Here is a 24,816-nt window from a genome sequence, read left to right as displayed (position 1 = left end):
AAGGGCCTACCGGGCAAAAATTCCGTACAAAAAAAACGCACCGGCCAAGCGGCGCGGTGCGGATTCTAGCAAAAACCGAAGGGATGCAGGCAGGTCAGTGAAGTAAATGCCCCCGCAAAGGGGCAGGATCACTCCATGCCCTGTCAGTGACCACCGGCACAAGTGGGTGAAACCGGCGCTGCGCCAGTCTTCGCCCATTCTTCCGGTGTATAAGTGTGCAGTGCCAGAGCATGAAACTCGCCCATCAGACCGCCCAGCGTGGCATAGACCTTCTGGTGTCGTTTGACCGAATTGAGACCCTGAAACTGATCACTGACCAGAATCGCCTTGTAGTGCGTCTGCTCGCCACGACTGTGCATGTGGCTCTCGTCGAGCACTTGCAGATGGTGCGGTTGCAGCAGCGCGAGCGCCGACTCGATTCGTTTTTGCATGGTCATGGTATGGCTCGCCGATCAGGGCTTCTTGGCCGGAGCAGCAGCGGGTGCAGCAGCCTTGGCAGGTTCCAGTTCGGCAGTCATGTCGGCCAGCAACTTGTTGACGACAGGCACGGCGCTTTCCAGCTTGCTCTGGGTCAGCTGAGCAGATTGCTGAGCCAGCTCGGGCATCTTGGTCATCACTTTCTTGCCCAGTGGAGACTGGTAGAACGCAACCAGATCCTTCAGCTCGCTTTCGGTGAAGTTGGCGGTGTACAGCTTGACCATTTCAGGCTTGAGCTTGTTCCAGCCGATGGCTTGATCCAGAGCGGTGTTGGCTTTGGCCTGATAGGTTTCAAGCAGCGCTTTTTTCGATGCAGGTGCCTTGGTTTCAGCAAAACGCTGAGCAAACATCTGCTGAACCTGTGCATAGACCGGAGCGCCCAGGCGATCGGCGTTGGCGAGCTTCAGGAATGTTTCGGCGCTCGCGTTGTGACTGGCGGTGTCGGCGAAGACCTGACCGCTGGCACATACCAGGGCTACCGCGGTACAGATGGCACGAAGACGGGTCATCGAGTTTCCTTATCTAGCAAACGAGGCTTTACCCCAGGGCCGACCATTCTGCGCTTATCTGGGCTTTTGGCTCAACCCCCGGTTCGCCGAGCGGTTAAAAAGCACGGCTCGGGAACCCTGCATGCATATAGCTACCTAACCCTGCAACGTACTTAAAGGAGTAAGACCAGTGAGCCGCACCGAAACCGACAGCATCGGCCCGATCGAAGTCCCCGAAGACGCTTACTGGGGCGCGCAGACCCAGCGCTCACTGATCAATTTTGCGATTGGCGACCAGCGTATGCCGCTGCCCGTCCTGCACGCACTGACCCTGATCAAGAAGGCCGCCGCCCGGGTCAACAACCGCAACGGCGACCTGCCTGCCGACATCGCCCGCCTCATCGAACAGGCCGCCGACGAAGTGCTCGACGGCCAACACGACGCGCAGTTTCCGCTGGTTGTGTGGCAGACCGGCAGCGGCACGCAAAGCAACATGAACGTCAACGAAGTGATTGCCGGTCGCGCCAATGAACTGGCTGGCCAGGGTCGTGGCGGCAAGTCGCCGGTCCACCCGAACGATCACGTCAATCGCTCGCAAAGCTCCAACGACTGCTTCCCGACCGCCATGCACATTGCCACAGCCCAGGCCGTCAAGAGCAGCCTGCTGCCCGCAATTGCCGAGCTGTCCAGCGGCCTGGCCGAGCAAGCCGCCCGACACATGAAACTGGTCAAGACCGGGCGCACGCACATGATGGACGCGACCCCGATCACCTTTGGTCAGGAGCTTTCCGGGTTTGTCGCGCAACTCGATTACGCAGAAAAGGCCATTCGCGCCGCCCTGCCCGCCGTTTATGAACTGGCACAAGGCGGCACCGCGGTCGGCACCGGGCTCAACTCACCAAAAGGCTTTGCCGAGGCCATCGCGGCGGAACTGGCTGCGCTGTCCGGGCTGCCCTTCGTCACGGCACCCAACAAATTCGCCGCGTTGGCAGGGCACGAACCCCTTGCTGCGCTCTCCGGCGCTCTGAAAACGCTGGCCGGGACGCTGATGAAAATCGCCAACGACCTGCGTCTGCTGGGCTCCGGTCCGCGTGCCGGGCTGGCAGAAGTGCGCTTGCCGGCCAACGAACCGGGCAGCTCGATCATGCCCGGCAAGGTCAATCCGACCCAATGCGAGGCCCTGTCGATGCTCGCCTGCCAGGTCATGGGCAACGACGTGACCATCGGTTTCGCCGCCAGTCAGGGTCATCTGCAGTTGAACGTGTACAAGCCGGTGATCATTCACAACATCCTGCAATCGATCCGATTGCTGGCCGACGGTTGCAGTAATTTCAACGAGCACTGCATTGCGGGCATGGAGCCGGACGCCGAAAAAATGGCCGAGCATCTTGAGCGTGGCCTGATGCTGGTGACTGCACTCAATCCGCACATCGGTTATGACAAGTCCGCGCAGATTGCCAAAAAAGCCTACACCGAAGGCCTGACCCTGCGTGAAGCCTCTCTTGCGCTGGGCTACCTGACTGACGAAGAGTTCGACGCCTGGGTCCGTCCGGAAAAAATGCTTGAGGCTGGCAGCAATGGCTGATGCCAAAAGCGGCGCAACGCCGCTGGAAGGCAATGGCAAGCGAATCCTGATGGTTTACGGCACGCCGAAAGCCATCAGCTTTTGTCACGCACTGGGTGACGCCTACGCGCAGGCTGCGCGGGGCGAAGGCCATGTAGTGCGGATCATCAAACTGGGCGAACTGGACTTCGATCCGATTCTGCATCATGGCTACGATCAGACGCAGACGCTGGAAGCTGATCTGCTCGACGCACAGCGTCAGATTCACTGGGCCGAGCACTTGGTGTTCGTCTACCCCGTCTGGTGGGGTGGGCTACCTGCCCTGCTGACAGGCTTCTTCGACCGGGTGCTGATGCCCGGTTTTGCGTTCAAGTCCCACGGCCGTAAACACTCATCCAACGAACTGCTCAAAGGCCGTAGCGCTGAACTACTGGTCGCCATGGATACGCCGGCAGGCTACTTCCACTGGATTTACGGCGCGCCTGCGCACCGCCAGATGATCCGCACCATTCTCGGTTTCTGCGGGATCAAGACCAAACGCCTGACCGAGTTCGCCCCAGTGCACAGCGCTACCGAGCAGCAGCGGCAGGAATGGATACTCAAGGCACAGGCACTGGGCAAACGCTGATTCGCATGCGCCGGTCGCAGAACCTCGTCATGCCTGGGCCAGTCTTGCCTTGCGCGCTCGCAGCCCGGCCATCAGCGAAGGACCAAGCGCGGTCAGTGCCGATCCCGCCACCACCAGCAGCGCCCCGCCATACCCCAGTACATTCAACTCTTCGGCCTGCACATAATCCGGCCAGAACCAGGCAGCGCACGCCACCGCCGCCAGCGTGATCAGCGGGGTCAACGCGAGCGTGGCACTGACTCTCGACGCTTCCCAATGCGCCAACGCTTCGGCAAACGCTCCATAGGCGATCAGTGTATTCAGGCAGCAGGCAAGCAGCAGCCAGCCCTGCAACGGGCTCAACAACAAGGCTTCGGCGGGATGTGCCCAGGGCGTGAGCAGCAAGGCGCAGAACAGGTAGATCACCATCATGACCTGCAGCGAATTCCATACGGTCAGCAGCTGTTTCTGGCTTAACCCGTAAAACGTCCAGATGGTCGACGCCAGCAGGACAACCAGCACACCGGTGGTGTAATCACCCAACGAGGTGAACAGCTCGATCAGCCGTTGATTAAAGAACAGCCCGAAGCCGATCAACAGCACCAGCAGGCCGATGCCCTGCCCCACACTGAAGCGCTCCTTGAACAGAAAGATACTGCCTATCAACAGGAAGATCGGGCCGACCTGAACCAGCAATTGCGTGGTCCCGGGGCTCAGCAGGCGCAGACCGATCAGGTACAGCACGTAGTTGCCGACCAGCCCGAACACCGCCAGCAACACCAGTGTTTTGCCCTTGCGACCCAGCAATTTGAAGCTGGGCAAGCGTTTGACCGACGCCAGCCAGACAAACAGCAACGCGCCGGAGACAAACAACCTGAACCAGGTGACGGTCACCGGATCCATCACCTGCAAAACCTGCTTGAGCTTGATAGGCAGAACGCCCCAGAGCAGCGCAGTCAGGAGCGACAGGCACAGACCATAGACCCAGCGACCAGAAGAGATATGCATCGGAAATCCCGCAAGAGGTAAAACAACAGCATCATTCTAGGCGCTACCCGGCAAAGTGACAGGGACAGCTGGGCGCGGTTAAGACGACAAATTGTTTTATTGGCGGTCAGGTGCCGTGATTACGCTGATACGTCTCACTGCCCATCGCTTGAATCTGGCCCTCGATCAAAGCGTCGAACGGCTTCAGGAGCGCTGCGAAAGAGCTCGGTGCTTCCAGCGCCTGCAACGCATGAACAATGGCCTCAAGGGTCGACAGTGCATCCGGCCCCGGCGCTTTGCGCAACCGGTAGCGCGAAGCGGGCACAACACCCAGGCTGACCCTCGGCAATGCAGCCAGCAACGGATTGAGGTGCAGCATTTTGCGCACTTTACGCCAGGTGCCATCCGGCACGACCAGCAGCATCGGCGGCGCATCACTGGCACAGGGCGTCAGTGTTTCAGCAGCTTCGCCGGGGAACAACAATCGCGCCTGATAGCCAGGCGGGCTCAATAATGCATGCAGATCATCGAAGACCTCGCCTACGTACAACTGCGCATTGACCAGCCCCAAAGCGGCAAGCCGCGCCGTATTCAATGCATGACTGACTTCAGAGGGATGCTGCAGGATCAACACCCTGGTACGGCTGTCCAGTTGCGGGATCAGCGCGCACAGGCAATGCGCAGTTGGACGCAGGCAACGTTCACAGCGGGCGCGGGACATCAACTCTCTCTCGGGCGGACCTGCTCTGCAAGGGTTTACAGCGAAGCCCCCTGTCAGCAACGGGAATGGCGGTTCAGGTCGTACAGCAACCGTCTGTCGAACAAGAAGACAGTTTAAACAACTTCATACGCTGGCGCCGGGGCAATCGGCAGCTGTTCCACTGGTTTGAGCTAATCTCACACGCTTGACGGGTGACATGCAGTACGCCTTCCCGATCCTGACACGATCAACATCAGGAGTACTCATGGATCGCGTGGCAATCCGACAGAGCGTGTTTGATGAATTGGGCATTATCCTGGTGGATAAATCCGAAATTCGCGAAAAAGCCACGTTTGACGACCTGGTTCTGGATAACCACGACATCGAAAGACTGTTCAGCGTACTGGGGAAGAAATTCAAGCTCGAATTTCCGAATGACATGAAGGCAAAACCCACGACACTCGCGATGGTGATCGACATGATTCTGTTCAGGCGGGGGACTGTCGGGGGGCAATGAGGAAAGTGGATCAGAGGTATGACCGAAGTATCGGCATCGAGTGCATGCACATTGTGCCGGGACGCCCTTTACGCCCCGCTGCGATACTTGAGGAGATTAAGCACACGCTACCATCCAACTGACTGGATCAAGCGAGAAGCCTAGCGGCGTGGACGGCGACGCTCGTCGTCGGCACGAACCGGAATGGGTTGCAGCTTTGGTCGTTCGATCAGACCCAGTGCAACACCCAGATCATGCAGCCATTCTTGCAGTTTGGTATTCATGGAGCCCCCTTGAGGGAAAAACCCGGCAGTCAATCTGTACTCATTACTCACTAAAGATCATAGAAGCAAATGAACCGTTAGCCGAGTGTCACAGGAAAAAATTTTCCCGATGCAGCCAATGTGACAGTTGTGCAGGATCGCTTCTAGTCTTTGCGACGGACGGCCTGTTACTGAACATTGCATCAAAGGCAGGAGCGATTCATTCAGGCTGACGAATCAGCCCCTCCCCATCGGTCATCGCTCTTTCGAGCAAGTCGGCAGGCAGGCTCTTGCTGGCACGCGCACCGAGCAACTTGAGCTGCTCGCTGCGACTGATCAGATTGCCGCGCCCTTCGGTGAGCTTGTTGCGGGCCGCTGAATAGGCCTTGTCGAGCTGCTGCAAGCGATTGCCGACCTCGTCCAGATCCTGAATGAACAATACGAACTTGTCGTACAGCCAGCCTGCCCGCTCGGCGATCTCCCGGGCATTCTGACTCTGCCGCTCTTGCTTCCAGAGACTGTCGATAACCCGCAAGGTCGCCAGCAGCGTGGTCGGGCTGACGATCACGATGTTACGGTCAAAGGCCTCCTGAAACAGATTCGGTTCAGCCTGCAACGCGGCAGAAAAAGCAGCTTCGATGGGCACAAACAGCAGAACAAAATCCAGACTGTGCAAGCCCTCCAGACGCTTGTAATCCTTGCCTGACAGACCTTTGACGTGATTACGCAGGGACAGCACGTGCTGTTTCAGCGCAGCCTGGCCAATCACGTCATCGTCAGCTGACACATACTGCTGATAGGCCGTCAGGCTGACCTTGGCATCCACTACAACCTGCTTGTCACCCGGCAACATGATCAATACGTCTGGCTGAAAGCGCTCCCCGTCTGGCCCCTTGAGGCTGACCTGGGTCTGATACTCGCGGCCCTTCTCCAGCCCGGCATGCTCAAGCACACGCTCCAGAATCAGCTCCCCCCAGTTGCCTTGGGTCTTCTGCCCCTTTAGAGCACGGGTCAGGTTGGTGGCTTCATCACTCAGGCGCAGGTTCAACTGTTGCAGACGCTCCAGCTCCTTGGCCAGCGAAAAACGCTCGCGAGCTTCGTTCTGATAGCTTTCTTCGACGCGCTTTTCAAACGACTGGATGCGCTCCTTGAGTGGCGTGAGCAGTTGACCCAGTTGCTGCTGGCTGGTCTCGGCGAAGCGCTGCTCACGCTCGTCGAAAATCTTGCCTGCCAGTTCCGCAAATTGCGCACGCAATTCGTCGCGGGAACCCTGCAGATCGTTCAGGCGTTGCTGATGACTGTCTTGCTGCTCGCGCAGTTCGGCGTTCAGCGCTGCACATTGCGCATCGAGGCGTCGCAGCTCGGCTTCTCTGCTGGCACGCTCGATATTCCAGCCCTGGGCCATTTCGCGGGCATTGTCGCTTTCCTCGCGCAGCAATTCGACCTCGCGGCGCAACGCGGCAAGGTCAGCCTGCTTGGCGGAGTTGGCCTGACCCAGATCACTGACTTCATCACGGCAGGCATCCAGCTGGGCGTTGAGGCCTTCCTGTGCCATCTGCGCCATGCTCAGGCGCTCGTCCAGCAAGGCGCTCTCGGCTTGACGCAGAGCCAGACGACGCTGCATGTGCCAGAGCAGTGCGAGCAACGGCAATGCAGCGGCGGCGAGCCCAAGTAACAGGCTGTTGAGGTCGAGTGCCATTAAAAACTCCATGCAGGCTGAATCGCCGTCAGCGGCCAGTCAGCGGCCATAAGGTGAGAACATGGATAGTGCAGGAGAAACGGCTTCTCAGGCGAGGCGATATCACAGGCGGGGCAAATCGGGGGATGAGATTCTACGCGTTTTCACGGGTACGCACAGCCCCCTTTTGGGGGGACATTTCATTCGGGACAATCCACAGAAGCTGTGGATAACTCAGTGGACAACCCCCCTTTAACCGCCGCAAACGTAGACAGAATGGGGCCTGCGCTCAAACTGACGATTTTTTCACCAGCTAAAAAAAAACGATGTTTTTCATTGACTTAATAATTCACCATCATAAATCAAACCCTTAGCGACGCTTGTGACAGTGATGTGGCAGCTTGTGCAGCTAATGTGCACAATTCACCGCCGCGGCTTTTTTCAGGCATTTCAACGACCTGAAAAAATGTGCTCGACTGCATCCGATTTTCAATGAATACGCGGCCGCAGCGCTGCTTTTACGCCAGGAATTTCTTTTTTAACCCGCGCATTTCATACTTCACGGGGATCTTCACAAACCCGTCATGCGACACATTGCACTTGTTGCAGTCCAAGGCCTGCTTGAACGTACCCACCGCCCGTCACTATCGATTCAGTAAAGGGACCCATGAAGGAGATATCGAAGTTCTTCTTGCTACTGATGGCCGTCTGCATCATCGCTTTGACAACCAGCATCGTTCTGCCCCCACCGGACGGCGGAGTCTTTGCCTACACCGTACTGTTGTCTGCAATCGCGCTGATGCTGATCATCTGTGGCGGCCTGAGCAAAGGGCGCATCAACGAACCGGGCGACATCATGCGCGCCATCAGACATCGGCGCCCCTTGCGGCTTACCGTCGCCGCCTACTTGCTTGGGTGTTCAATGGTCGCGTCTGCTACGGTGCTCATCTATCGACTGGTCGGGCACTGGTAAATTTATTCCAGTAGCCTCTTGCAATGATCGAACAACGCGCATATTATCGTCGCCGTTAGTACCAAGCTGAAAATCAATTCCGGTCGACAAGTCCCCCGACAGAATCTCCTCCATGCGACGAGAATGTTGGCAACAAGGGATCGACCACCTCGATGGTTTCCAGGCATGAACCTTTCACGCTGATGCACCCCTTGGGTGTCAGTGTAGTTACGGCAATCATGGCCTGCTTCAACCAGCCTGCAATTGATCAGGATCTTCACCCGGAGCGTCGAACCTTTGCTCCTGTTGTGTTGCCTGCCCTCCTAAGTACCTACCGGTCAGCCAGAGCGCCATACGATAAAGCGCGCTTAAACTGCCTGTCTTTCTTCCAGTCAGGTTCTCCGCCCAGCCAGGCTTTTGTCTCAAATGTCGGCCCGCGTTTACTGGAATCTTTATTTACGCACGGTATTGTTCCGTGTTGCTTCAGGAAACACCTTAATGATGAATACTCAAACTCAACACGCTATTCACACGCTTACCCATGCTTTTGCCCCAATGAACTGCCTGATCATGGCCGCTCGCAAAGGCTGCTTCAGCTTTACTATTGTCAATGAACACGGCATCGCTCGTCACAGCGAACGCCTGTACCCCGATCAGTATGCAAGCGCAGAGCCGCTGCAGGCCGTGATCGAGCGTACCCGTCAGGCGCTCGTTGCCTGACAGCAATGATGATGTCTTGACCGCAAGCCCCCAAAAAACCCCGTCCTGCAAGGCGGGGTTTTTTATTGCTCGTCATTTTATAATCAGTCGATATAGACGACCGCGACACCACAATCTCGTCAAAAGTTAAATTCCTTCCGAACTTTCAGGATTGTCCTACAAGAATAGCTCTAAATCGGGCTCCTCAGCCTATAGCGCGCCGTCGAAAATGTTGGTAATTTTCCATTGGTGAACAACAAGGAGTTCTAATAATGAAAATAATGACAAAAACACTTAACCGGACAACGCTTGGGCTCGCTCTGGGTCTTGCTTCCTCTCAACTTCTCGCTGCCGGCTTCGCCCTCAACGAACAAAGTATAAGCGGTATGGGCACCGGCTTCGCAGGTCGCTCCTCTTCAGCCGATGATGCCAGCACTGTATTTGGCAACCCCGCCGGCATGTCCCGCCTCAAGCGCGAACAAATCAGCGTGGGCGCGGCGGCAGTGATCGCCAAGACCGATATCAAGAACGGTCGCGGCACCTTCGGTGGCAGCAATGACGGTGACATGGTTCCCGTGGTTGGCGTGCCAATGGGCTACTACGTAAAACCTATCGATGATCATTGGGCATTCGGCCTGGGCGTGTACGTACCGTTCGGCCTGGTCACTGATTACGAAAAAGGCTTCGCGGGCCGTTACTGGGGTGACAAGAGCCACGTGCAGGTCGTGACTTTCCAGCCAACCGTCAGCTACGCCTTCAATGACAAGGTTTCCATCGGTTTCGGCCCGACATTCAACCGTATCGACGGTGAGCTGACGTCCTCAACCCTGAACCGTGCGTCACCAGGCATTAACGATGGCAAGGTGAAGATCAAGGGTGATGACACCGCAATCGGCTTCAACGCGGGCATTCTGGTTCAGGCCACCGACACCACTCGTCTGGGCCTGACTTACCACTCCAAGGTCGACTACAAGCTTGAAGGCAAGACCAAGATCGAAGGTTCAGGTTTTGGGCCATTCGGCGGTCAGAAGTATGATGCCTCGCTGGACATCTCGACACCTGAGTCGGTGGACTTCTCCATCACCCAGAAGATCGATGAAAACTGGACTGTGTACGCAGGCAGTACCTGGACTCGCTGGAGCCGTCTGCAAGACATCACCGTCAATAACGACGGCGTTCCGGCCCTGCTCGGCGGTTCGAGTGGCGCTATCGGCACCATCAAGGAAGATCAGAACTGGCACGACACCTGGGCACATGCCATCGGTGCTTCGTACAAGGTCAACAAGGAGTGGACGCTGCGTACCGGCTTCTCCGTCGATCAGTCGCCGACCAACAATGAAAACCGCTCTCCACGCATCCCGACTGGCGATCGCAAGATCATCAGCTTCGGCGCTGGCTGGAGCCCAACCGATGACCTGACCATCGACGTGGCGTACTCGTACCTGCGTGAAGACGAAACCAAGATCCGCGACAGCAGCGCGACCAAAGGTTCGTACAGTGCTGACTATCGCAACACAGCGCACGGCCTTGGCACTTCGGTTACCTATCGCTTCTGATAAACAACTGCCAGGCTGAAAAAAGCCCGCAACCTTCACAGGTTGCGGGCTTTTTATTACGCGCCTCGGGCCCAAAGAACGGGCAAAGGCCACGACGATTCTCGTTACCACTCCGCGTGGTAATGCATTTCTTCACGCTCCGCCACAGCCCTGCGATGGCTCGACGTGAGCCCTCAAGGCTTCGACGCAATCGCCTTTTCAATAGCCGCAATCAATTCAGGATCATCCGGCTTGGTCATGCTGGAAAAGTTGGCGATGACGTTGCCCTGGCGATCCACGACATACTTATAGAAGTTCCAGCGCGGTGCGCTGCTTTGTTCGGCCAGCACTTTGAACAGGTGGGTTGCGTCGTCACCGCGTACGGCCTGTGGCTCGGTCATGGTGAAGGTCACGCCGTAATTGACGTAGCAGACCTTGGCGGTTTCCTCACCGTCCTTGGCCTCTTGCTTGAAGTCATTGGATGGCACGCCCAGCACTTCAAGCCCCTGCCCCTTGTAACGCTGGCTTAGTTCTTCAAGCCCTTTGAACTGCGGGGCGAAGCCACAGAAGCTGGCGGTATTGACCACCACCAGCGGCTTGCCGGCGAAGCGCTTGCACAGGTCGATGTTTTCCTTGGCGCGCAGCTTGGGCAGCTCGCCTTGCAGCAACGGCGGGCAATCGGCGGCCATTGCGGCGCCGCTCATGGCCAGCAGCAGAAGAGGGATCGAAACAAAGCGAATTTTCATCATGGCGTCCCTGAAGAGTGTTGTCGTCTGCCGACACGCTACCCCAAGCCAGGCCATCTGCCTAGCAAGCGCCCAACCCCAGTTGCAGCGCCGCCAACCCGACGTGCTGCCAGGCCCACCAGACCAGCCACAGCAACACCGCCCCCACCATCAAGGCAGACAGCACAGGCCAGCGCCCGCTCACGCCAGACCGCCCTGCGCCTGCAACCTGGCCACTGGACGTTCGCGCACCGGCCAGTTGAGCGCCGCAGCCAGCAGACTGAGCAACACCGAGACTTGCCAGATCAGGTCGTAGCTACCCGTCCGGTCGTACACCAGACCGCCCAGCCAGCCGCCGAGAAATGCACCTAACTGATGAAACAGAAAAACGATACCGCCCAGCATTGACAGGTTGCGCACGCCGAACAGCGTCGCCACCGTACCATTGGTCAGCGGCACGGTGGACAGCCACAGCAAACCCATCGCTACGCCGAACAGGTAAGCAGTGGTCTGACTGAGCGGGACCGAAATAAACAACACGATCACCACCGCGCGCAGTAGATAGAGCGCTGTCAACAATCGCGGTTTGGACATGCGCCCGCCCAGCCAGCCAGCGGTATAGGTGCCGAAAATATTGAACAGCCCGATCAGCGCCAGCACCGTGGTGCCGACCTTGGCAGGCAAGTGCTGATCCACCAGATAAGCCGGCAAATGCACGCCAATGAACACCACTTGAAAGCCGCAGACAAAGAAACCCAACGCCAGCAGCCAGAACCCTGAATGTGAGCAGGCTTCACGCAGCGCCTCGCCAAGCGTCAACTCGACACCGGTAGATGCACTCGGCGTGTCCTTGAGCATGCCCACCAGCGGCAGGATCAACGCGACCAGAACGCCCAGCACCAGCAAGGCGCCGGACCAGCCCAGCCAACTGATCAGCCCCAGCGTGCCGGGCAGCATGGCAAACTGGCCGAACGAACCCGCCGCACTGGCGATCCCCATGCCCATGCTGCGTTTCTCGGCAGGCAGCGCACGTCCCACGACACCCAGAATGACCGAGAACGAGGTGCCGGACAGGCCGATGCCGATCAGTAACCCCGCACTCAGCGAAAGACTGAGGGGCGAGTCGGCCATGCTCATGCACAGCAGCCCCACGGCATACAGGATGCCGCCGACGAATACGACTTTTGCAGCGCCAAAACGGTCCGCCAGTGCGCCGGCAAACGGCTGCGCCAGACCCCACATCAGGTTTTGCAAAGCGATGGCAAACGCGAAGACCTCGCGGCCCCAGCCAAAATCCGCACTCATGGGCGACAGAAACAGCCCGAAACCGTGCCGTGTGCCCAGCGATAGCGCCAGAATCAATGCACTGCCCAACAGAATCCAGCCACTGGTACGCCAGATTGATGTCATTGTCAGCTCCCTGCAAAAGTGCGTGCGGATGTGTCCGCGAGCCGCGACGCTACGCCTTGCCGGACAAGACTGTCAATCAAGCATGGAATTCCCCGAGAGCTGCGCTTAAAGCAGCGCCAGCGCCAGCAGTACCGCAAGCTCCAGGAGTTCCAGCAACGCGCCTGCCGTATCACCGGTCGTACCGCCCAGACGGCGCATCATCAGTTGCCGTAAGCCAAAGAAGCACACGGCAGAGACCAGTAACGCAATCGCACCCGGCCAGCCCGCCAGCAGCACACAGACCGCCGCACTGATCAGCAACACCTTGCGGCCCGGCCCGCGAGGCAGATGATCTGCGAGCGCCTGCCCCAACCCGCCAGAGCGCACGTAGGGCGTGCCGAGAAACAAGGCAAGCATCGCGCTGCGTCCGATCAGCGGCGCCAGCAGCAAACCGATGCTGCTGTGGCTTTCGATCAGCGCCAGAATCGCGGCAAACTTGAGCAGCAGCACCAACACCAGCGTAACCACAGCAATTGGCCCGCTACGTGGGTCTTTCATGATATGGAGGGTGCGCTCGCGATCACCGAAACCGCCCAGCCAGGCGTCGGCACTGTCGGCCAGACCGTCCAGATGCAAACCACCGCTGAGCAGCACCCAGACACTGAGCAGCAAGGCCGCATGCAGCATCGGCGGCGTACCGCCGAGCAGTGCATTGCAGCCCAGCAACAGCGTGCCGAACACCACGCCTACCAGCGGATAGAACAACAGTGAACGGCCCAACTCTTCAGGACGCGGCATGCCCGGCAGGCGGATCGGCAGGCTACTGAGAAATTGCAGGGCGATCCAGAACGGCAACATGCAGGTCAGGCCTCAATGAGTAGACCGCCAGCGGCGACCTGAATAGACAGCAGCGCGCCGTGACCCACCACCACTTGCAGCAATTGCTCACGCGGCAAACCACGCGCCTGCGCCAGCAGCAAGCGCATGACGCCGCCGTGACTGACCAGTAGCACGCGCTCATCGCCATAAGCCTGATGCAAACGCTCTACGGCACTTAGCACCCGCGTTGAAAAATCAGTCACCGGCTCGCCATTGGGCGGCGTGAACGTATACGGATCAGCCCAGAACAGCCCCAGACCTTCGGCATCGGTTTCCATCAGTTGCGCAGGGCTGTGACCTTCCCAATCGCCAAAATGCAGCTCCTGCAAACCCGGCTCCAGGTGCAAGGGCAACGATAAGCACTGCGCCAACTCCTCGGAGAACCGCGCGCAGCGCTGCAAGGGCGAACTGACAATCCGCTCCCAAGGCCCGGCATCAACCACCGCCGCACGCATCTGCTGCCAGCCGAGATCGGTCAGGGCATCATCGAGACTGCCGCGCAGGCCGCCGCCCAGTTCGGTTTCACCGTGGCGCAGCAGATCCAGTCGCAAGGTCATGTCGGACGATCCGCCACAGCAGCCTCGGCAAATGTCGCCATGCCGTTGTGCAACTCACAGGCCAGACGCACCAACGGCACTGCCAATGCGGCTCCACTGCCCTCCCCCAGACGCAGGCCGAGGTCCAGCAGTGGTTCAGCTTGCAGGATCTCCAGCAAATGCCGATGGCCAGGCTCGGCGCTCCGGTGACCAAACAGCAACCAGTCACGGCAGGAAGGGTTAAGGCGCACCGCCACCAGCGCAGCCACGCTGCAGATGAAGCCGTCGACCAGCGCCACAATGCCTCCTTGCGCACAGGCCAGGTAAGCACCGGTCAGCGCAGCAATCTCGAAGCCGCCCAGACAGAACAGACTGTGCAGCGGATCGCCAGCATGCTCGGCGTGCAACGCCAGCGCACGCTCGATGACCAGCGTCTTGTGCGCGAGACCTTCAGCGTTCAGGCCGGTACCTGGGCCGACCAGCAGCGGCGCGGCGCATTCCAGTACCGAACAGGCCACTGCACTGGCCGCCGTGGTATTGCCGATACCCATCTCGCCACCAATGAACAGCTCAGTGCCGGCGGCCTTGGCGCGCAACACGCTGTCACGTCCGGCCTGCAAGGCAGCGAGGCCCTGCTCGACGGTCATGGCGGGCCCGTGGGCGAAATTGGCAGTGCCCGCGCCGAGACGCAGATGGCGCACACCTGGCAACTCCATCGACGACACGGTGCCCAGATCCACCACGTCCAGTTGCGCGGAAAGCTGGCGCGCCAGCACACTGATCGCCGCGCCGCCCTTGACGAAGTTGTGCAGCATCTGGCCCGTGACTTCCTGCGGATACGCCGACACACCCTCTGCGACGACGCCATGGTCACCCGCAAAGATTGCGATCCATAGCTGGTCGGCAGCCGGACGCTCGCGTCCTTGCAGACCGGCAAGCTGCACCGCCAGGCGCTCCAGTTGCGCCAGCGATCCGGCAGGCTTGGTCAGTTGCTGCTGACGCGCCAATGCAGCTTCGCGCATCGGCACATCAATGGCCTGTGCGGGCTTGAGCCACCAGGAATTACTCATAGCGCGGTTCCTTTCAACGTAAGTGGCAGGCCAGCAACGGTTAACACAACACGCTGGCAACGCTCGGCCAGCGCCTGATGCAAAAGACCGGCTTCGTCGACGTAACGACGGGTCAGCTCCCCGAGCGGCACAACGCCAAGCCCGGTTTCATTGCTGACAAAAATGATTTCGCCCGGCAATTCAGCCAGGCAGTCGAGCAGCGCCTCACGCTCTTGAGCCAGGCGCTCGGGGCTATCGAGCATCAGCAGATTGGTCAGCCAAAGGGTCAGGCAATCCACCAGCAGGCAGCGGTCGGGCGCAGCCTTCTCGAAAAGAACGCGCGCCAGTTCGACAGGCTCTTCGACCAGCCCCCAGTGATCAGGGCGACGGGCGCGATGGCTGGCAACACGCTGATTCATCTCGCCATCGAGCGGCTGACTGGTGGCGATATAGATCACATTGAGCGAAGAGTCGGCAGCCAGTTTTTCAGCAAGACGACTTTTACCGGAGCGCGCACCACCGAGTATCAATTGCAGCATTCAGCTTGCCTCCAGGCCGCACAGCTCGCGGAGCAATTTACCGTCGAGGTGCTTTTCCACCAGATCTGCCAGCCGCTCGATGTCGCGCTCGCGCAAGGCGTGATAATCCACCGACTGCACGTTTTCCAGCCCCGCCCAGCGCAACAGAGCGCTGCACGCGGCAGGCGATTCGAACAGACCATGCAGGTAAGTGCCGAGAATCTGGCCGTCGGCACTCTGCGCGCCGTCGCAGCGGCCATCGTCCAGCCGAACCGCAGCGTGCTCAAGCGCCGCACCGGTGGTGACGCCGGCATGGATCTCGTAACCACTGACCTCGGCGCCTTCCAGGGTCAAATGGCCGCGCACATTGCGCAATTGCTTCTCGGTTTCCAGCACCGTGCTCATCGCCAACAGGCCAAGACCGGAACTGGAACCCGCCGCGCCTTCGAGCCCCAGCGGATCGTGCAGTTGCTCGCCGAGCATTTGCAGGCCGCCGCAGATACCCAGCAGCTTGCCGCCGTAGCGCAGATGCCGGTCGATGGCCGTGTCCCAGCCATTGGCGCGCAGATAAGTCAGGTCGCTGCGCACGCTTTTCGAGCCGGGCAAAATAATCAGATCAGCCGCCGGAATGGGCTGGCCAGGGCCGATGAATTGCAGGTTGACCTGGGGATGCAGGCGCAGGGGGTCGAAATCAGTGTGATTGCTGATGCGCGGCAGCACCGGCACGACCACGTTCAGGACCTGCTCGACCTTGTCGGTCTGGCGCTGATCAAGGCCGTCTTCGGCCTCCAGATGCAGGTCCATGACGTAGGGCAGCACGCCGACCACTGGCTTGCCGGTGCGCGCTTCCAGCCAGTCCAATCCCGGCTGCAGCAAGGCAATGTCACCGCGAAAACGGTTGATGATGAAGCCCTTGACCCGTGCCTGCTCGCTGGGCGACAGCAACTCCAGCGTGCCGACCAGATGGGCAAAGACCCCGCCACGATTGATGTCGGCAATCAGCAGCACCGGGCAGTCAACCGCTTCTGCGAAGCCCATGTTGGCGATGTCATTGGCGCGCAGATTGATCTCGGCGGGCGAACCGGCGCCTTCGACCATAATCACCGGGTAGCTTTCACCCAGCCGCCGATGCGACTCCAGCACCGCCTGCATGGCGATCTCTTTATAGCCGTGATACGCCACGGCATTCATGGTGGTCACGGCGCGACCGTGAATAATGACCTGCGCGCCGGTGTCGCTATTGGGCTTGAGCAGCACCGGGTTCATGTCGGTGTGCGGCTCCAGAAAGCAAGCCTGCGCCTGCACTGCCTGCGCACGGCCGATCTCGCCACCGTCCGCCGTCACCGCGCTGTTGAGCGCCATGTTCTGCGGTTTGAACGGCACAACTTTCACGCCTTGCCGGGTCAGCCAGCGGCACAACGCCGTTACCAGCGTGCTTTTGCCGGCATCCGAGGTGGTGCCTTGTACCATCAGCGTGGCCATGGGTATTCCTTGCGATATTCAAGCAGAACAGTGTGCAGACGCAGCCAGTCGGCCTCGTCAGCGGGCAGGCCGAAACGCAGGCTGCAGGACTCAGGCGTGTTACCCACAAACAGGCGCAACAATACGCCACGTCGGGCACAGAACTCGTGGAGCGACTGTGCTTCGGCTGTCACCCGCCACTGGAACAGCGCGCAGCCGCCATCAGGGGCCAGGTGGTACTGGTCGAGCAACGCCACCAGCCGGTCCCGCGCCAGATCACAGCGCTCGATCTGCCGGGCCTGCCCTTGCAGATCGCTCAGGCAGGTCTGGCCGATGATGCGCGTCGGCCCGCTGACAGACCAGGGGCCTATTTCCTGCGCCAATGATTGGAGCAGCGCCGGTTCGGCCAGCACAAAACCCAGACGGACTCCAGCCAGACCGAAAAACTTGCCGAAAGAGCGCAGCACGATCAACCCGATGCGCCAGGTTTCGGCGGCCAGGCTCAGGCCCGGCGTGTTGTCCATGAACGCTTCGTCGACCACCAGCCAGCCACCACGCTCGGCCAGCCGTGCGTGCCACTCCAGCAGGCGCTCGGTGCTCAGCAGCAAGCCGGTCGGGTTGTTGGGGTTGACCACCACCAGCACGTCGAGGGTGTCGAGAAAATAGTCGACCTCTTGCTCACCCACCTCGCGAACCACGTAGCCGCCTTTGCGCCAGGCATGTGCGTGCTCGGCATAGCACGGTGAAAGAACACCGACCCGCCCTCCACTGCGCACCCGAGGCAGCGCCTGAATCGCTGCCTGCGAACCGGACACCGGTAATAATCGAGGCACGCCGTAATAGGCACAGGCTGCTGCTTCCAGGCCGTCGTCGGTCTCTGGCAGCCGCGCCCAGGCGCGCAGGGGAATCTCCGGAATCGGCCAGGGCCAGGGTGCGATACCGGTGGAAAGGTCCAGCCAGTCGGCCTGATGAATACCATAATGTTGCGCCGCAGCGCGCAGTCGCCCGCCGTGCTCAAGCATGGAATTCAGCCGCCACGCAGATAATCAGCAGCCATAACCAGACCCCGCCCTGTACCAGTTGCCAGCCGCGATCGATCGAATCCGCATCGGCCGGGACGCCTTCGCCCAGTGGTGGACGCTGATGCAGTTCGCCGTGATAGATCGCCGCGCCGCCCAGCTCGACACCTAGTGCACCCGCGCCAGCCGCCATCACCGGGCCTGCATTCGGGCTGTCCCAGGTGGGGCCCTGGGTACGCCAGCAACGCAGTGCCAGTCGGGTTTTGCCCAATAATGCGTAGGTCAGTGCCACAAGGCGTGCAGGAATGTAGTTGAGCAGGTCGTCGATTTTTGCCGCAGCCCAGCCGAAACGCTCGAAACGCTCGTTGCGATAGCCCCACATGGCGTCCAGCGTATTGCTCAGCCGGTACAGCACCACGCCGGGCGCACCGGCCACGACAAACCAGAACAGTGCAGCAAACACCGCGTCGCTGCCGTTTTCCAGCACTGACTCGGTGGCGGCGCGGGCGACCTCGGTGGCGTCCAGCTCGCTGGTCTGGCGACTGACCAGATAACCCACCCGCTGCCGCGCTTCGACCAGATCATCACTGCGCAGCGCCTGTGCCACCGGCTGAACGTGTTCACCGAGGCTGCGCATGCCCAGCGCGCAGTACAGCGCCAGAATGTCGAACAGCCAGCCGATATAAGGCAGCCAGCTCAATAAGGTGGCCAACAGCGTCAACGGCACCACCGTAATCACCCAGGCCGTCACGCCATGACTGCGCCAGCCACGGCCGCCGCTGTTGAAGCGCCGCTCGATGCGGCTGGCAAAGCCGCCGAACCCGACCAGCGGATGCCAGCGTTTCGGCTCACCGAGCAACGCATCCAGCGCCACGCCGGCGACGCTCAACAGCGCCACACTCATTGACCCACTCCCCATTGATTCTCATACAGCAGTTCATGCAGCGGGCGCACTTGCGCCCAGCCTTCCATGACCAGCATGGGCGCGGGATAAAATTCTTTCACCGGCCCCAGGCAGATGATCGCCAGCGGTTTGGCACCCTCCGGCATACCCAGCAAACCGGCCAGCGCCTCGGGGTCGAACAGCGACACCCAGCCCATGCCCAGCCCTTCGGCACGCGAGGCCAGCCACAGGTTCTGGATCGCACAGGACAGCGAAGCCATGTCCATTTCCGGCAAGGTGCGCCGGCCGAAGACGTGCTGCTCACGCCCTTCCATCAGCGCGGCAACCAGCACTTCCGCGCAATCGTTAATGCCTTCGACCTTGAGCTTCATGAATTCGTCGGTGCGCTCGCCCAGCGCCTCGGCGGTGCGAATACGCTCTTCTTCCACCTGCGAGCGCATCTTGCTGCGCAACGCCGGATCGCTGATACGAATGAAACGCCAAGGCTGCATCAGGCCGACGCTGGGCGCCTTATGCGCAGCTTCCAGCAAGCGCGCCAATAACTCGGGCGCTACCGTGCCGCCGATGAAATGCCGCATATCGCGACGCTCGGCGATGGCGCGGTACACCGCAGCCCGCTCTTCAGGGCTGAACGCTTGCTCGGTCATGGCTTGAACAGCGCCGCTATCGCCTGCGGACAGGAAGGGAAATAGAAATGCACATAAGAGGCGGTCAGGCGTCCCAGGCGATACACCGCCTCGGCACCACGACCGCCATTGGGGCTGACGCCTCGGGCAATCGGTTGCAGCTCGGTGCTGGTCAGCGAGTGGTGGTAAGTGTGACCGTGCAGCGTGCCCTCGGGCAGCTCGACCGCTTGCAAGGCCAGAGCCGCAAGGCGCTTCTGCATGACCGCCTCACCGGCCAGCAAACCGACCAGTTCGGCGCGCACGCCTTCCACGTCAGTCAGCGCATCAAGCAGGTAGAGCATGCCGCCGCACTCGGCCAGGATCGGCTTGCGGGCAATATGGTGAGCCCTGATCGAGGCCTGCATCGCCAGGTTTGCCGCCAGCGCAACGTGATGCAGTTCCGGGTAACCGCCCGGCAGGTACAGGCTGTCGACTTCGGGAATCTCGCTGTCATGGATCGGCGAGAAAAAGCTCAGCTCGGCGCCCATGTTGCGCAGCAGGTCCAGGCTCGCCCCGTAGAGAAAGGCGAAAGCTTCGTCACGCGCCACGGCGATACGCACGCCGCTGAGCAGTGGTTCGACATGAACCGGATCGGGTGCGGTGAACGTCACGGCAGGTGGCAACGACACTTCGCAGGTGCTGGCCAGCGCAGCGGCGGCCATGTCCAGACGCAGGTCCAGGTCGTTCAGCTCACTGGCTTGTACCAATCCCAAATGGCGGCTGGGCAGTTCGAAACCGACTTCCCGCGACAACGCGCCGTACCAGCGCAGGCCCTCAGTCAGGCTGTTTTCCAGCAATTGCGCGTGGCGTACCGTACCCACGCGGTTGGCCAAAACCCCGGCGAACGGCAAGTCCGGTTGATAGCGCGCCAACCCCAGCGCCAGAGCGCCAAACGTCTGCGCCATGGCTGTGCCGTCGATCACACCGAGTACCGGCACGCCGAAGTGACGCGCCAGGTCGGCACTCGATGGCGTACCGTCGAACAAGCCCATGACGCCTTCGATAAGGATCAGGTCCGCTTCGTCGGCCGCCTCCCAGAGCAGGCGTCGGCTTTCATCGGCACCGACCATCCACATGTCCAACTGGTAGACCGGCGCACCGCTGGCCCGCTCAAGGATCATCGGATCAAGAAAATCCGGTCCGCACTTGAACACCCGGACCTTGCGGCCCTGATTGCGATGCAGACGCGCCAGTGCGGCGGTCACCGTGGTTTTGCCTTGCCCGGAAGCAGGCGCAGCGATCAATACCGCCGGACAGTCACGCGGGGCTCTCATTGCAGTGCTCTCATGAGGAATGGCTCACAGCTCGATACCTTTTTGCGCACGGATACCGGACTGGAATGCATGTTTGACCACGCTGATCTCGGAAACGGTGTCGGCCAGGTCGATCAATTCAGGCTTGGCACCGCGGCCGGTCACCAGCACGTGCTGCATGGGCGGACGCGCCTGCAAGTCAGTCAGTACCTGCTCAAGGTCAAGGTAGCCATGCTTGAGGGCGATGTTCAATTCGTCGAGCACCACTAGGCCGATACTCGGGTCGCGAAGCATTTCCCGAGAGACGGCCCAGGCAGATTCGGCGGCGGCGATGTCGCGCTGGCGGTCCTGGGTTTCCCAGGTGAAGCCCTCGCCCATCACGTGATAACGCACTTGCTCGGGAAAGCGCCGAAAGAACATTTCTTCGCCGGTGCTGTTGCGGCCCTTGATGAACTGCACCACACCGCACTGCATGTCGTGGCCCATGGCCCGGGCGAGCATGCCGAATGCCGAGCTGCTCTTGCCTTTGCCGTTGCCGGTCAATACCAGCAGCAGGCCGCACTCATTGGGCGAACTGGCAATACGTTCGTCCATCACGGCTTTTTTGCGCTGCATGCGCGCCAGATGACGTTCGTCGCGTTCGGGGGATTCGTTCATTTCGGCTCTCCGCTCGGGGCAGGCGAAAGCAGACGGAAGGACAGCACTGGACAGCACGGCAACGCCCTGCACAGAACATCACCCTCCGTGATGCCATTGAGTGATTCAGGCCGGTCTCCGGGCTCATGAGCGGGTCTCCCCGGCTGCGCGCCTTCCCGTGTGGAACACAGTGGCACGATGCACAGCCTTGACTCATTTACCGTTGCGGGGGCAGCGCCGGGATCGGATCGGATGATCCACACCGGCTTCCCTGTTTCACTCCGCCAATCGAAGATTGCAGAGCACCTGAAACAAGCGGCGAAGGGTAGAGTGTTGGGCTCAGAGCGTCAATCGACAGAGCAGCGTCAAGGCACGGTCATTTAACGTGATTGAACCTCGGCGGTTCCAGGTGCCTCTATCAGTTACAGGACCACGCCTTTGTTTATGGAGATCCAACATGTTCAAACTCAGACCCCATTACGCAGTACTGCTTCTGGTTGCCGGCGGCCTCGCTGCCTGCGGCGAGTCGTCCAGGCTGCAAGTCTCGGACGGAACAGGCCCCTCGCCCAAGCTGCCGGAGCCGAACAAGACGCTGATCCCGACCGTCAATATCGCCCCTGCCATCGGCTGGGAGAAAGACGCCAAACCGGTTGCCGCGCCGGGCACTCAAGTGGCGGCCTTTGCTGAACACCTCGATCATCCACGCTGGCTGTATGTATTGCCCAACGGCGACGTGCTGGTCGCGGAAACCAACTCGCCTGCCAAGCCGGATGACTCCAAGGGCATTCGCGGCTGGGTCATGGAAAAAGTCATGGGCCGTGCGGGCGCTGGCGTACCGAGCGCCAATCGCATCACCTTGCTGCGCGATGTCGATAAAGACGGCGTTGCCGAAACTCGCACGGTTTTCCTGCAAAACCTCAATTCACCGTTCGGCATGACCCTGGTGGGCAACAAGCTGTATGTCGCCGATACCGACCGCCTGATCAGCTTCCCTTACGAAGCCGGCCAGACCTCGATCAGTGCGCAAGCAACCAAAGTGGTCGACCTGCCAGGCGGCACGCTCAACCACCACTGGACCAAGAATGTCATCGCCAGCAAGGACGGCAGCAAGCTGTACGTGACAGTGGGCTCGAACAGCAACGTGGCCGAGAACGGCATGGACAAGGAAGAAGGCCGCGCAGCAATCTGGGAAGTGGACGCCGCCACGGGCAACCACCGTATCTTCGCCTCGGGCCTGCGTAACCCCAACGGAATGGATTGGGAGCCGAAAACCGGCAAATTGTGGACCGCAGTCAACGAACGCGATGAAATCGGCAGCGATCTGGTGCCTGACTACGTGACATCCGTGCAGGATGGCGCGTTCTATGGCTGGCCTTACAGCTATTACGGCCAGCACGTTGACGAGCGCGTCAAGCCGCAGAATCCGGCCCTGGTCGCCAAGGCGATTGCCCCGGATTACGCAGTCGGTCCGCACACCGCCTCGCTGGGCCTGGTATTTGCCGACGGCAAGACGCTGGCTGCGCCGTTCAACGAAGGTCTGTTCGTTGGCCAGCACGGCTCCTGGAACCGCAAACCACACAGTGGCTATAAAGTGGTGTTCATCCCGTTCAGCGGCGGCAAACCCAATGGCGCCCCGGTCGACGTATTGACCGGCTTCCTCAACAAGGACGAAAAAGCCATGGGCCGCCCGGTCGGCGTAGTCAACGACCAGCGCGGCGGGTTGCTGGTGGCGGACGATGTCGGCAACAAGATCTGGCGTGTGACCTCGGCCAAGGCTGCTCAGTAAAACCGAGCGTCACGAACGGCATGGCAAACGCGGAGCGTCGCACGATAGTTGAGATTATCGTTCCCTGCGCTCCAGCGTTGGAGTGCAGCTCTCGACGCTCTGCGTCGCACGATAGGTATTGCTGCAGACTCCCGGCAGACCGCAGGCAAGCGCAGCGCTACGGCCGATTCTGCGCCAGACTGGCTGGCTGGATCACGCGCTTGGCGTTGAGGTAGGCGCGCTGCCAGTAGGGCTTGTCGAGGCTGTCGAGTTTGACTGTGCCACCGGTGGCCGGTGCATGCACGAAGCGGCCTTCGCCTACGTAGATCCCCGCATGGGAAACCTGCGAACCACCCGATGTGGCGAAGAACACCAGATCGCCTGACTGCAGCTGCTCACGACGAATGTTCGGCGCGCCCATCACGATCATTTCGCGCGTCGAGCGCGGCAAGGAAATGCCCGCCGCATCACGATAGACATAGCCTATAAGACCACTGCAATCAAAACCGGAGTCGGGCGTGTTGCCGCCCCAGCGATAAGGCGTACCCACCAGCCCCAACGCACGGAAAAGCACGTCTTCGGCGGCCGGGGAAAGAATCTGAGGGGGAGCAGTCACCACCGGACGCTGAACGATCCGGGGTGCCTTGGGGGGTGGCGGCGCACTGGCACAGGCACCCAGTAACGCAGCAACAGAGATGACCATCAGGCGCAAAGCAATCGACATAACCACAACAACCTGATCTGGATGCGGCTTACGCTGCCGAGAAGCTCAAAAACGCAGAAAGACCCGAAGGTCTTGTCAGCGAATTCTATTTATTAACGTTGCGCCGCTTGGGCGCCGTCTTGACTGTAGTCGATGTCATCGCAGTTGTCTGCGTCGCAACCGGCGTTGATTTTACAGCCACTGTGCCCGGCGCCATCGCCAAAGGCCGCTTGGCCTCGATAAAGGTCTTGCTCCAGTAAGCGTCATCAAGGCTGTCGATGCGCACACCGCCGCTGCGGCGGCTGCTGGAATGAATGAACTGCTGGTTACCGGCATAGATCGCTGCATGGCTGACACGGCCACGGCCGCGGGTGCTGAAGAACAGCAGATCGCCCGGCTTGAGATTACCGCGCGAAACCAGTGGAGCGTCAACGTTGATCATCTCGCGAGTGGAGCGCGGCAGGCTCATGCCGGCCTCTTCACGGAACAGGTAACCGATGAAACCGCTGCAATCGAAGCCTGACGACGTGGAAGTGCCGCCAAACTGATAGCGCGTACCAATCAGAGACTTGCCACGTTCCAGGATGCTGTCGGCCAGAACCGGCAGTTTGTAGGATTTGTTATCAGCGAAATGCGTCAGCTCGTCTTCAGTAGCCATCTCGTCTTGCAGGGTCGCGGCGTCGTCGCGACGCGCTGCAGACTGGGCAGTGACGGTGTTCTGATAGCGAGGAACCGGCTGAGCCTGTTCTTGCTGTGCAACCGGCATATTGGCCGAGCAACCGAACAGGAAGGTAACGAGTGCGAGGGGCACGAGGGGTGCAAAGCGAACAACTTGCATGGGCACAACCGTGGCTGACTGTTAAGAAGC

28 protein-coding genes and 1 riboswitch are annotated in these 24,816 nt (G+C 60.2%); of the genes, 7 read left to right on the top strand and 21 right to left on the bottom strand.

Annotated features, from left to right (window positions below; all coding sequences use genetic code 11):
- Window positions 1-143: 143 nt before the first annotated feature.
- Together N018_RS07000 and N018_RS06995 are read right to left on the bottom strand one after the other, a co-directional pair.
- Window positions 144-437, bottom strand: a complete 294-nt coding sequence (locus N018_RS07000; protein WP_024644571.1) for a BolA family protein — start codon at window positions 435-437, stop codon at window positions 144-146.
- 15 nt (window positions 438-452) lie between these two features.
- Complete coding sequence (locus N018_RS06995; RefSeq protein WP_007251461.1) at window positions 453-986, bottom strand: DUF2059 domain-containing protein; 534 nt, start codon at window positions 984-986, stop codon at window positions 453-455.
- A 169-nt stretch (window positions 987-1,155) separates the two neighbouring features.
- On the opposite strand from N018_RS06995, the gene N018_RS06990 reads away from it, so the two are divergent.
- Together N018_RS06990 and N018_RS06985 are read left to right on the top strand one after the other, a co-directional pair.
- A complete protein-coding gene (locus N018_RS06990) occupies window positions 1,156-2,550 on the top strand; it encodes a class II fumarate hydratase (protein ID WP_025389189.1) in 1,395 nt (464 codons plus the stop codon).
- Window positions 2,543-3,157, top strand: coding sequence for an NAD(P)H-dependent oxidoreductase (locus tag N018_RS06985; protein WP_025389188.1), 615 nt, complete (start codon window positions 2,543-2,545; stop codon window positions 3,155-3,157). The genes N018_RS06990 and N018_RS06985 overlap by 8 nt, the downstream gene beginning before the upstream one ends.
- Before the next feature lie 27 nt (window positions 3,158-3,184).
- Here the strand turns inward: N018_RS06985 and N018_RS06980 are convergent, their stop codons facing one another.
- Complete coding sequence (locus N018_RS06980) at window positions 3,185-4,144, bottom strand: DMT family transporter (RefSeq protein WP_024644568.1); 960 nt, start codon at window positions 4,142-4,144, stop codon at window positions 3,185-3,187.
- A gap of 106 nt (window positions 4,145-4,250) precedes the next feature.
- Window positions 4,251-4,844 carry a tRNA-uridine aminocarboxypropyltransferase gene (locus N018_RS06975; protein ID WP_025389187.1) on the bottom strand — a complete coding sequence of 198 codons (594 nt, stop codon included), beginning with the start codon at window positions 4,842-4,844 and terminating at the stop codon, window positions 4,251-4,253.
- 244 nt (window positions 4,845-5,088) lie between these two features.
- Here N018_RS06975 and N018_RS06970 point away from each other — a divergent pair, with 244 nt between their 5' ends.
- The gene (locus N018_RS06970; protein WP_024644566.1) at window positions 5,089-5,340 is read left to right on the top strand and encodes a hypothetical protein; all 252 of its coding nucleotides are present in this window, start codon (window positions 5,089-5,091) and stop codon (window positions 5,338-5,340) included.
- 140 nt (window positions 5,341-5,480) lie between these two features.
- Here the strand turns inward: N018_RS06970 and N018_RS28265 are convergent, their stop codons facing one another.
- Both N018_RS28265 and rmuC read right to left on the bottom strand, forming a co-directional pair.
- Window positions 5,481-5,603, bottom strand: a complete 123-nt coding sequence (locus N018_RS28265) for a PA1414 family protein (RefSeq protein WP_152531810.1) — start codon at window positions 5,601-5,603, stop codon at window positions 5,481-5,483.
- A gap of 199 nt (window positions 5,604-5,802) precedes the next feature.
- Window positions 5,803-7,167: a DNA recombination protein RmuC gene (gene rmuC / locus N018_RS06965; RefSeq protein ID WP_195757186.1), complete on the bottom strand. Its 1,365-nt coding sequence runs from the start codon at window positions 7,165-7,167 to the stop codon at window positions 5,803-5,805.
- Between the two features lie 760 nt (window positions 7,168-7,927).
- On the opposite strand from rmuC, the gene N018_RS06960 reads away from it, so the two are divergent.
- From N018_RS06960 to N018_RS06950, 3 genes are all read left to right on the top strand, one after another.
- On the top strand, window positions 7,928-8,233 hold the full coding sequence (locus tag N018_RS06960; protein WP_025389186.1) for a hypothetical protein: 306 nt from the start codon (window positions 7,928-7,930) through the stop codon (window positions 8,231-8,233).
- 480 nt (window positions 8,234-8,713) lie between these two features.
- Window positions 8,714-8,932, top strand: a complete 219-nt coding sequence (locus N018_RS06955; protein ID WP_024644563.1) for a hypothetical protein — start codon at window positions 8,714-8,716, stop codon at window positions 8,930-8,932.
- A gap of 251 nt (window positions 8,933-9,183) precedes the next feature.
- Window positions 9,184-10,467 (top strand): OmpP1/FadL family transporter, encoded by a 1,284-nt coding sequence (locus tag N018_RS06950; protein ID WP_025389185.1) that lies wholly within the window; start codon window positions 9,184-9,186, stop codon window positions 10,465-10,467.
- A 173-nt stretch (window positions 10,468-10,640) separates the two neighbouring features.
- Here the strand turns inward: N018_RS06950 and N018_RS06945 are convergent, their stop codons facing one another.
- The 13 genes from N018_RS06945 to cobO all read right to left on the bottom strand — a co-directional run bounded on the left by N018_RS06945 (window position 10,641) and on the right by cobO (window position 21,501).
- Entirely contained in the window at window positions 10,641-11,192 is a 552-nt protein-coding gene (locus N018_RS06945) for a glutathione peroxidase (RefSeq protein WP_024646782.1), read from the bottom strand.
- Window positions 11,193-11,253: 61 nt separating this feature from the next.
- The gene (locus tag N018_RS28260; RefSeq protein ID WP_038401085.1) at window positions 11,254-11,376 is read right to left on the bottom strand and encodes a hypothetical protein; all 123 of its coding nucleotides are present in this window, start codon (window positions 11,374-11,376) and stop codon (window positions 11,254-11,256) included.
- Window positions 11,373-12,581 carry an MFS transporter gene (locus tag N018_RS06935; RefSeq protein WP_024646783.1) on the bottom strand — a complete coding sequence of 403 codons (1,209 nt, stop codon included), beginning with the start codon at window positions 12,579-12,581 and terminating at the stop codon, window positions 11,373-11,375. Before N018_RS06935 ends, N018_RS28260 begins: the two co-directional genes overlap by 4 nt.
- Before the next feature lie 105 nt (window positions 12,582-12,686).
- Window positions 12,687-13,418, bottom strand: a complete 732-nt coding sequence (locus N018_RS06930) for an adenosylcobinamide-GDP ribazoletransferase (RefSeq protein WP_025389184.1) — start codon at window positions 13,416-13,418, stop codon at window positions 12,687-12,689.
- 5 nt (window positions 13,419-13,423) lie between these two features.
- Window positions 13,424-13,996 carry an alpha-ribazole phosphatase family protein gene (cobC, locus tag N018_RS06925; RefSeq protein ID WP_025389183.1) on the bottom strand — a complete coding sequence of 191 codons (573 nt, stop codon included), beginning with the start codon at window positions 13,994-13,996 and terminating at the stop codon, window positions 13,424-13,426.
- Complete coding sequence (cobT, locus tag N018_RS06920) at window positions 13,993-15,045, bottom strand: nicotinate-nucleotide--dimethylbenzimidazole phosphoribosyltransferase (protein ID WP_025389182.1); 1,053 nt, start codon at window positions 15,043-15,045, stop codon at window positions 13,993-13,995. The genes cobC and cobT overlap by 4 nt, the downstream gene beginning before the upstream one ends.
- On the bottom strand, window positions 15,042-15,563 hold the full coding sequence (gene cobU / locus N018_RS06915) for a bifunctional adenosylcobinamide kinase/adenosylcobinamide-phosphate guanylyltransferase (protein WP_025389181.1): 522 nt from the start codon (window positions 15,561-15,563) through the stop codon (window positions 15,042-15,044). The genes cobT and cobU overlap by 4 nt, the downstream gene beginning before the upstream one ends.
- Window positions 15,564-17,024, bottom strand: a complete 1,461-nt coding sequence (locus N018_RS06910; protein ID WP_025389180.1) for a cobyric acid synthase — start codon at window positions 17,022-17,024, stop codon at window positions 15,564-15,566. It abuts the gene before it with no gap.
- Entirely contained in the window at window positions 17,012-18,025 is a 1,014-nt protein-coding gene (gene cobD, locus N018_RS06905) for a threonine-phosphate decarboxylase CobD (protein WP_024646789.1), read from the bottom strand. The genes N018_RS06910 and cobD overlap by 13 nt, the downstream gene beginning before the upstream one ends.
- Complete coding sequence (gene cbiB, locus N018_RS06900) at window positions 18,018-18,926, bottom strand: adenosylcobinamide-phosphate synthase CbiB (protein ID WP_025389179.1); 909 nt, start codon at window positions 18,924-18,926, stop codon at window positions 18,018-18,020. Before cbiB ends, cobD begins: the two co-directional genes overlap by 8 nt.
- On the bottom strand, window positions 18,923-19,573 hold the full coding sequence (bluB, locus tag N018_RS06895) for a 5,6-dimethylbenzimidazole synthase (RefSeq protein WP_025389178.1): 651 nt from the start codon (window positions 19,571-19,573) through the stop codon (window positions 18,923-18,925). Before bluB ends, cbiB begins: the two co-directional genes overlap by 4 nt.
- Window positions 19,570-20,865, bottom strand: coding sequence for a cobyrinate a,c-diamide synthase (locus tag N018_RS06890; protein ID WP_025389177.1), 1,296 nt, complete (start codon window positions 20,863-20,865; stop codon window positions 19,570-19,572). The genes bluB and N018_RS06890 overlap by 4 nt, the downstream gene beginning before the upstream one ends.
- A gap of 24 nt (window positions 20,866-20,889) precedes the next feature.
- The gene (cobO, locus tag N018_RS06885) at window positions 20,890-21,501 is read right to left on the bottom strand and encodes a cob(I)yrinic acid a,c-diamide adenosyltransferase (RefSeq protein ID WP_025389176.1); all 612 of its coding nucleotides are present in this window, start codon (window positions 21,499-21,501) and stop codon (window positions 20,890-20,892) included.
- A 91-nt stretch (window positions 21,502-21,592) separates the two neighbouring features.
- Window positions 21,593-21,805: riboswitch (cobalamin riboswitch) on the bottom strand.
- Between the two features lie 132 nt (window positions 21,806-21,937).
- Between cobO and N018_RS06880 the strand changes: the two genes are divergently transcribed.
- On the top strand, window positions 21,938-23,266 hold the full coding sequence (locus tag N018_RS06880) for a PQQ-dependent sugar dehydrogenase (protein WP_024646794.1): 1,329 nt from the start codon (window positions 21,938-21,940) through the stop codon (window positions 23,264-23,266).
- A 157-nt stretch (window positions 23,267-23,423) separates the two neighbouring features.
- Here N018_RS06880 and N018_RS06875 read toward each other — a convergent pair whose 3' ends face one another.
- Window positions 23,424-23,969 (bottom strand): C40 family peptidase, encoded by a 546-nt coding sequence (locus N018_RS06875; RefSeq protein ID WP_024646795.1) that lies wholly within the window; start codon window positions 23,967-23,969, stop codon window positions 23,424-23,426.
- An 85-nt stretch (window positions 23,970-24,054) separates the two neighbouring features.
- Complete coding sequence (locus tag N018_RS06870) at window positions 24,055-24,786, bottom strand: C40 family peptidase (protein ID WP_024646796.1); 732 nt, start codon at window positions 24,784-24,786, stop codon at window positions 24,055-24,057.
- Between the last annotated feature and the right edge of the window lie 30 nt (window positions 24,787-24,816).

The sequence above is a fragment of the Pseudomonas syringae CC1557 genome, assembly GCF_000452705.1.
Classification (GTDB): domain Bacteria; phylum Pseudomonadota; class Gammaproteobacteria; order Pseudomonadales; family Pseudomonadaceae; genus Aquipseudomonas; species Aquipseudomonas syringae_F.
The sequence above is the reverse complement of the archived record's forward strand: the minus strand, read 5'-3'. Positions and strand labels throughout refer to the sequence as shown.